The sequence below is a fragment of the Bacillus cereus group sp. BfR-BA-01355 genome, from assembly GCF_022663675.1.
In the GTDB taxonomy this organism is placed as follows: domain Bacteria; phylum Bacillota; class Bacilli; order Bacillales; family Bacillaceae_G; genus Bacillus_A; species Bacillus_A thuringiensis_S.
Genome location: NZ_JAKUFY010000016.1, coordinates 68396 through 77342, shown reverse-complemented (window position 1 = coordinate 77342; position 8947 = coordinate 68396). Strand labels below are relative to the sequence as shown.

The following is an 8947-nucleotide window of genomic DNA, read 5'->3' as shown; positions in this document are numbered from 1 at the left end:
GAACAAGGCCTAGTTTCGGCAACTTTATTTTGTTCCCTACAACGGCAATGTTTTCATTTGTTTGTTTTGTGGTATAAGATTGTACGTTGTTCTTCTTAGATTTAAAGCGCGTATAAGCATCCGCAAGGTTGCGAACAGACGACTGAATCGCAATACTATCCACTTCTTTTAGCCAAACAAGCTCTTTCTTCATGGCAGGTAGTTTGGCAGAGCATGTACCATAGGTCAAGCCTTTTCCTGTCTCTTTGTATGCGTGATCCCATAGGGATAGGAAATAATTGAATACAAAGCGAGAACAACCTATCGTTTTGTTAATTAGAATTGCTTGTGCTTGATTTGGATAGATACGAAACTTATAGGCTTTATTAATTATCATTTGATTCACCTCCATTTCGGTATATGACCATTATATACCAAACATATATTCGATGGATAGTGAAGTAACACTTTATGTATATCGAGCAATTAAGATGGTTCCTTGCCATCCCTTGTTCGAAGCCAACTCATATCCCACCTACTCACTTCGCGTTCCTTGAGGAAGGAGTCTTCTTGGCTAAAATGATAAAAGACACTTTATAAAGTGTCTTTTATACGTTATAAGGTTAATACATTAATTTCATACTTCTTCTTTTGTTTCTCCAACATGAGTGGTCTCTAGAACTCAAAGTACTGCTATTGAATTTTTTTGAAATAGTACCCCATACCCATCAAGCTAAGAATTTAAGTGCAATATCATTCGTGGAATTTCTCTTTATAAAGGGAGTACTTAAGATTCAAATAAAACATCTTTTCCATGTCGTACTGTTTTATTGAAGTCTATCTGAGTTGTAGCTAGTTCACCGAGATTGCAAATTCTGAGTTCGGTGCCCCAGCGAATACGATTGTTCCGTTCTTCGGCAGTTTCACCTTGTTATTGCCGTTCACAATAGTAAAGTTGACGCAAACTCCCTTCTCATCATACACCGCAAAAGAACCTTCTGATGGCAACGTCACGGTAATTATTTTCTCTGTTGCCGCTTGCGGGATTGTAAACCATTTCGCATGCCCATTTGTTCCCAACATAACTTTGGATGATTGATCTACATCAATCGGTTTTACGTTAGATTCACTCACGTATAACAACCCGGCCATTTCCATATATTCATTTCCATCTTCTGTATAGAAGTGCGTTTCCGTCGTATCACGGCCATTCATCACGGGAATTTGGAGCTGATGCGTTGCGGTATTTGGACCTGTAATTTTTCTGCCATCCCAATAACCCGCCAGGCCTTCCTTGCGAGTAATTTGTGTAGTCAGAAGTTTCGGTTGAACGAGATATTGAATAGAACTAAATTTCTCGTTCACAAGATAGAACTTGACACCTTCCCGCTTTGCCCATGCAGCAGCGGTTTTCTTCGATAGCACGTTGTCTTCTAGTTTCTCAGCTAAATAGTGAGTCATCACAATTTGCCCTAAGCCTGGATGAGATTTATATGCGCTCTCCCTCAAATAAGTTCTTCCATTCTTCTCGGCTACGAAGTTGAGCTTTGAAGTACCTTTTTCATTAATAAAGCTTCCATCTGCAGTATATACATATTTTTCTTCTCGATTAGATGGTAAGAACAGTTCTCCATTCTTCGTAATTTCAATTTTGAAATCAGTTTCGCTATTGCCATAAAAGCCTGCTTTCTTTGCTAAACCTTGAGGCATTTTGACTTTGACCGGCTTGCCAAAGGATTTATTCGGCTTGATGTCCTTAATAGTACCTTTTTCTTTAAGCGTGGCGAGTAACAATTCAGTTGCCATTAGTTGATTTGTAGAGCTCCTTCCACCGGATGACAATACAGCCGCTGCTATTTTCTGTTCCGGAAGCACGACTAGTATAGCATGTTGCAGCGCTGTATCACCGCCCTTAGCCAAAGCTTTGATCCCATATTCACTGAATGGGTATAGTTTCACACTATCCCAGCCAAGACCATAGTTAAAAATATTATCTCCAGTCCCCGGCCACATTCCTTTTTTATATTCCTCTTGCTCCATCGCCTTGACTACCTTATCAGAGAGGATTCCTTTTCCCTGTCCCATAAATAGTTGTGAGAATCGCACCATATCTTCTGCCGTGGAAGATATGCCTCCCGTACCAATTACATTCACCGATTCATTTGGAAGTTGTCCTTGGTACGCCGGGAAATATAGTCCAGCCCGATTTTCACCCCTCCATTTGTCCTGAGGCGTTTTCGTATGTTTCATCTTTAAGGGCCCTGTAAAGCTTTGATGTAGAAATTCAGTAAAGCTCATACCACTAACTCTTTCAACCAAAATTTCGGCCAGCGTAAAGCCATCGTTACAGTATACAGAGAAAGCGCCCGGATCCGCCTTCAAGTTTTGATTTGACAATTGCTGTAACAAGGTATCATGGGCATAGGTATCATTATCGTTAAATAAAAATGCATTACCTAACGTAGAACCTTGCAATCCAGAGGAATGATTTAATAACATACGCGGTGTAATACGTTTGTATCGACCGTCTTTCATCTTAAAATCAGGAACATAGCGGACAATAGGAGCATCCAAATCGACTTTTCCTTCATCGACCAATTTCATTACAGCCGCTGTTGCATACATTTTACTGACTGAACCAATCCCGTATAGAGTATCTTTGGTTAGCGGCTTTTCCCCTTCCATATCGTTCTTGCCAGCCTGACCCGATAAAATAAGTTTTCCATTATCAATTAGTGCATACTGCACGCTAGCTGCCCCATGGGACTTCGTAAGTAGCTCCGCCTTCTCTGCTGCAATCTTCTTCAGTTCCTGGCTGGCTACTTCTTCATTAGTTACAACTGTAGTCTTATTATCAGAGAATGCTCTCGCCCCTGTTGGTAGGATCATAGTTAACACTAATGTCGCGGTTAACACACCATTTAGCTTAATTTTCATGAGGGAATTACCTCCTTAGATAAGTGATCGATTTTATCATTAATTTGTTTAACTACGAAACTATGATAAATTTTACCCGTCTTTACTTTTAGACTACTTGCTAAATTCAGCAAGTAAAATATTTTTAAAAGGATCAGGACTATCAGCTTTAAGACTGTTCAAATTGACGGCCAATGTATGCTTGCCTCCAAGTGTGCCCCCAGCAAAAGTTAAAAAGCCAGGAATGGTTCCTCCATGCCACCATATCGATACACCGTTTGAAAGCTTCATTTTGAAAATTCCAAGCCCGGAATCGCCAAGTTCATCTGTTCCTGTAGGGACTTTTGAGTGCCAACTGTATGTTAGTCTCATAAATTACTTTTTGGCTTAGAATACTTTTACTACTAGTTTCTTTTTCGCATAAATATATCCTATCTACTCCCCCTTTTTTAATCTTCTCTATATCTGTATCCTATACAATAAAAATTTCTTTTTTCTTATCCATTCCTTACAAATTTCTTACATTCAAAATCATTTCTATAATAGAAGGAGCTTCTGTGCTTCAAAACGCAAAGCATTTTCCAATAAACGTATTGATTAAAAAGAAAATGTACTTTTAGGTTGCATATTAAAAACTTAGCTTGATAGCGATATGGTGGTATCCCATTGCTATCAAGCTAAGCTCATGTAACGCTAATAATAAGCTAGATTGTTTCTTTTTTTCAAAAATCTATATGTAGACGCTTTAAAGATTTAAAATTAAAATAAAGATTTAGTCTCAATCTGGAATTGTTGTCCTAGTTTTAGCTTTTATAGCAAGAGGAGTATATCTACAACATCCATTTCTAGATTGGGCTGCTACATTAGCCATTATAATTTGTTATCTTTGTTGAAATTTTTTCGTAAAGATTAAGAATAAATCTCTAAAGTAGATATTGAATTAGATTCTAATGTTAGATAGAAATAAATTTTAATTAAAAACAGATTGAAAATATCCATTTAAAATAAATATAAAGCTAAAAATATTGATAAACCGTAGCATGTATAAATTTATATATATTTAAAATATAATTTTAAATTTTCTATTTCGATGTTATACTATTATTAACCAAGAAGTCTCCAATTGATTATATCTAATCACTTCATTTTCTTTAATAGTATGTCAACATATAAAAAGACACTTAAAAAAGTGTCTTTTTATATGTATTTAAACAAATTACATACACGTAATTGAAAAATGTTTTATGAATTTCTTCTGTGAGCTGATACCATTGTTACTTTACTCATTTCTTCTTTAAACAAATTGTTCCGAAATATAAATGGTACTTTTGAAGGATTGTTATACTTATTCAATTACAAATAATTTAATTTCATTTCTGTATTTTTTTCACCTATGAACTAACTTAATGCCCACATTTTACAGAATACAAAGGCCCCATCCTTGTTTTACAATTAACACTCCTTAGTAACTTTTTACTAAAAGAGTATATTGCAACAATTTTTCATTTGGAAATTCATTTATCTATGAATAGGTAAAGATAATTTCTCTATAATTTCTCTCCACTCAAACTCATAAGCCTCTGGACTTCTTATAACATAAATTGGAATGTTTATACCATTCATATTTTTAATATTAAAAGTAAATCTTATAACGTTTAATGGTAACAATTTATTATCAATACTTTTCATTATTTCTTGTATAGAAAAATCCGGAAACTCAATCGTAATATACTCTAAGTTTGGAGTATAATCTTCTTTTGTTATCTTTGTATATCCATACTTGCTATCATACACATTAATAATTGAATGTAAAAATGAGATAGCTTCTTCCTTTTTCTTAGAATCCATATCATATAAATAATAGACTTGATTATCTATATAAACCCTTGCAAGATACTTCTGTTCTAATAAATTTTCTCCAGTAAAATAAAAATTTGGGTTATTTTTTAAATCACTTATTAACTCCTCACATTTAGGAATCTGATGAAGCCAAGAACTACATACTACAATACTCTCATCGATTATTTGCGCAGTAATATTCATACAGCGTAATTTATTTAATGCCAAGATACGATGTGTTCCATCTAAAACAAGATATTTGTTTGATTCAATTCTCATAACAATTGGTAGGTTACTCAAGGCTTTTTGAGCATCAATATTACTTTTAATTTTAATTAATTGTTCCTCATTATATTCTTCAAAAAAAATTAATTCTTCATATGGAATAAATTTGATTTCATAGACCATGATTTTAGCACCTCTCTTAATTCCCTAAACTTCAATGTTTGTTATCAACGATAAAAATCTTATTTTTAGGGGATACAATATTAAAGTAAAACTTCTAAGCAACTATTAATCAAATAAAGGAACTGTAATTAAAACCGATTACAGTTCCTCTTGATAAAAAAGCTTAATATAAGCTTAGCAATTTTCCTAATCCCTCTTTTTTCGCCTTCTCATAAATGGCATGAGCACATGCAATATCTTCAATGGCCATACCCATAGGATTTAATATAATAATTTCTTCATCGGTCGCTCTTCCTAATTTTTTACCAGTTATAATATCACCAAGTTCTGCATGAAGCATTTCTTTTGAAAATTTCCCTTCTACAACGAGCTGATTAATTACCTTCTTTTCTCTATTTGCTTGATCCCAATCATCTACAATTACCTTATCAGCCTTTAAAAAAGCTTCTTTTTCTATATCCATTATAGAGATATTACTGACAAAAGTTCCTTTTTGTATCCAATCTGCTTCTATATATGGAGTGTCTGCTACCGTACATGTTACAAGTACCTCAGCTTGTTCTACCGCATTTTTTGCTGATTCTTTTACCTGAAAATCGACATGACTAAAACGTTCTTTCATTTCTTGAGCAAAAGCTTTTGCTTTTACATTATCCAAATCAAATAGATTAATTTGTCTAATATGATTAAACTGTTCTAGTAAAGAATTTATGTGCATTTTAGAAATTAATCCGCAACCGATAATTGATACATTTTCAAATCCTTTTTTCGCCAAATATTTTGCTGCAACTACAGTAACAGCTGCTGTTCTCATAGAACTAATAACACTACCTTCTAAAATGGCAATTGGAAAATTTGTTTCTGGATCATTTAAAATAATTAGTGCACTAGCTCTTTCCATATTTTTTTTGGTCGGATTATCAAACTTACTTCCGATCCATTTAATCCCTGAAATAGAAGGTTCGCCAAGATACGCTGGCATAGCAATAATTCTATCTGCGATATGCTCTCCTTCTTTATTAGTCTTTAAATAAGGCTTTAAAGGTTGACTAAAGTTCCTTTCTGAATGTAATGTTAGTGCTTGTGTAATAGCTTGCACATAAATGTTGGCCTTATAACCACCTAAATCAATAATATTCTGTTTACTAAGATAAATTAATTCTGGTTTTGTTTCTAATAACATAATTAACACTCCCTTAAAATAATATCTATTTTTTTTAAACTAAAATGGAATCATTAATTGATTGTGGTAATTCAATATCATGTTCAACTAACCATTCATCTGAAAATATAGTATTATAATATCGATCACCTCTATCTGGTAATATCGCTAATACTTTTTTAGACTTTGGTAGTTTATCTATTAGTCTTAGAGCAGCACATACAACTGCACCAGAAGATCCACCAACTAATATCCCTTCTTTTGATACAAGCTCTCGTGTTATAAAAAAGGCATCTGCATCATTAACGTAACTTAGATCATCATAAAGACTTCGATTCACATTTCCAGGTACAATCGCATTTCCTATCCCCAAAAGCCTTCTTACCCCAGGCTTTCCTCCGAATATAACTGATCCCACAGCATCGACAGCCATAACTTTTACAGATGGATTTAATTTTTTCATTCCTTTTGCAACACCCGTAATTAATCCAGCAGTACCTACAGGACATACAATCCAATCTAAAGTATCATTAAAATCATCATAAATTTCTTGAACTAAAGTATGCACGTAGGCCTCCGGATTTTCAGGATTGTTATATTGATTAGGCCAATAAGCTCCATCAATAGAATTCGCTAAATCTTGTGCTATTACGAGTCTTGCTTTTAAGTAGTTTCCGTGTTCATCTGATACATCAACCATATGGACTTGGGCACCATATGATTTAATAAGATTCAGATTCACTTTACTTATTTTAGGGTCAACTACACAAATCATTTTATATCCTTTCATCTTTGCTACTAACGCTAAACCAATTGCAAGATTCCCAGAAGAGGATTCAACAATTGTTCCTCCTGGCTTTAACTGTCCACTATTTTCAGCATATTCAATTACTCGCTTTGCAACTCTATCTTTCGAACTTCCTCCAGGATTAAATCCTTCTAATTTTACATATAGTTGAGCACTCTCAGGTGGGACCAGCTTATTAATTTTTACAATAGGTGTATCTCCTATTAATGAAAGAACGTCATCATGAATCATGTTTTTGCCCCTTTTCACATTAATTAGCTCATTTAATTTTTATAAAAAACCAATACCCTCATTCCAATCTTTTTTAACTTAAACTTCACATAATAAGACGGGATCAGTATACAACCTGATTGATTTTCCCCATAATTCCAACAGTTCATTCCAATCCTCCTCTACAAAATCTTCTCGGATTAGAAAACTTAACGGAATGTTTAAATTCAAAATACGTCCACAATTTAATTTAAATTTAGTTACACCTGCAGGTAGTAGTAAATTCGACTCTACTAATTGTTTGATTTGATACAACTCTAGCAAAGTATAGCTAAACACTATGCCGTCTGAAGGAATTAATTCGTCATTTGTTATTCTAGTAAACGGATATTTATTTGTATAAGCATTAACAATTTCTTTCCAAATTCTAATTTTTATTTCCATATCTTTTTCCATTTCTGGATTAATTGCTAGATCATACTTTATTCCATTAACAAACACTGTTGCAATTAAATTTTCACTTTCAATATTTTCACTTAAAAAAATATTAGAATTACTTTTTAATACCTCTAATACTCCCTCACTATCTGATATATGATGTGACCATGCTCCAATTGATAAATAATCTGCTTTAACGACCTGAACAACCATCCTTTTACAATTTAATTGCTTCAAAGATAACGTCCTATGTGCTCCATCAAGGATTAGATATTTATCTTCAGCTAATTGTAAAGCGATTGGAGGATTCTTTAAAACCTGTTCATTTTTAATCTTATGACTTAACTTTTTTAACCTTTCATGTTCATATTCTTCATGTAAATATATTTGCTCCGTTGGAATAACTTTTAAGTCATTTAGCATACCATTTCCTCCTGGAAACTATTATCATCATTTAAGATAAAGTTTTATATAAATCTATTAATTCTTTAAGAAGAATTTCTTTAATACTAAATGTATATTTTTTATTTTTTGAACATTTTAAAGCAACTGAGACAATATAATCAGGATCTAATAAAAAGGAATTATATAAAAAATCACCTCCTTTAATAATCCCGCTATTTTCTGGTACAGAAATAGATACAGGATGTGTATAAAACCCTGTTCCTTTGGCTTTTAACACAGCTTCCTTCCTTGTCCAAATTCTAAAAAACATCTCTTTCTTATCTGTAGACTTTATCTGATCTAATACTAATTTAATTTCTCTTTCACAAAAAACTACATCCATAACATCTAAATAATTTCTATTGGTCTTTTCAACATCTATCCCAATATATTTTTCTTTAGCAATTCCACAAACAATCATCTGGCTTGTATGTGATAAATTAAAATACATAGGATTTTGTTGTTTATTGAACTCCCAATTTACATATGGCTTTCCAAAACTATTTTTTTTCAACAAAATATCATTTACTAACAAATTTAATTTTTGTGTAAATAGAGACTTCACCAGCAACCTTCCAAGTAAGAACTCAAGTTTTTTATGCTCTACTAGAAAACTGTAAAATTCTACCTGTTCTTCTACATCTAAAACATTCAAACACCAATTAAAATCTGATATTTTTATATTTTCAGGTATTTTCAAATATAAAACGGATACTCTTTCTTGCATTATTCTTCCTCACAAT

At 33.0% G+C, this 8947-nt stretch carries 7 protein-coding genes and 1 pseudogene; all 8 read right to left on the bottom strand.

The window, feature by feature from the left end; all coding sequences use genetic code 11:
• Window positions 1-376, bottom strand: a 376-nt coding sequence (locus MR167_RS07980) for a helix-turn-helix domain-containing protein (protein WP_242314337.1), incomplete at its 3' end; no start/stop codon positions are given.
• Window positions 377-831: 455 nt separating this feature from the next.
• The gene (locus tag MR167_RS07975) at window positions 832-2916 is read right to left on the bottom strand and encodes a serine hydrolase domain-containing protein (protein WP_242314336.1); all 2085 of its coding nucleotides are present in this window, start codon (window positions 2914-2916) and stop codon (window positions 832-834) included.
• Between the two features lie 93 nt (window positions 2917-3009).
• Window positions 3010-3237: pseudogene (locus tag MR167_RS07970) on the bottom strand (serine hydrolase domain-containing protein); the annotation flags it as partial.
• A 1176-nt stretch (window positions 3238-4413) separates the two neighbouring features.
• On the bottom strand, window positions 4414-5142 hold the full coding sequence (locus tag MR167_RS07965; protein ID WP_242314333.1) for a ParB N-terminal domain-containing protein: 729 nt from the start codon (window positions 5140-5142) through the stop codon (window positions 4414-4416).
• 163 nt (window positions 5143-5305) lie between these two features.
• Window positions 5306-6325, bottom strand: a complete 1020-nt coding sequence (gene sbnB / locus MR167_RS07960; RefSeq protein WP_242314331.1) for a 2,3-diaminopropionate biosynthesis protein SbnB — start codon at window positions 6323-6325, stop codon at window positions 5306-5308.
• Window positions 6326-6359: 34 nt separating this feature from the next.
• A complete protein-coding gene (gene sbnA / locus MR167_RS07955) occupies window positions 6360-7343 on the bottom strand; it encodes a 2,3-diaminopropionate biosynthesis protein SbnA (protein ID WP_000580988.1) in 984 nt (327 codons plus the stop codon).
• A gap of 78 nt (window positions 7344-7421) precedes the next feature.
• On the bottom strand, window positions 7422-8183 hold the full coding sequence (locus MR167_RS07950) for a ParB N-terminal domain-containing protein (protein ID WP_000930877.1): 762 nt from the start codon (window positions 8181-8183) through the stop codon (window positions 7422-7424).
• 31 nt (window positions 8184-8214) lie between these two features.
• Window positions 8215-8931, bottom strand: a complete 717-nt coding sequence (locus MR167_RS07945; RefSeq protein ID WP_242314329.1) for a 4'-phosphopantetheinyl transferase family protein — start codon at window positions 8929-8931, stop codon at window positions 8215-8217.
• Window positions 8932-8947 lie beyond the last annotated feature (16 nt).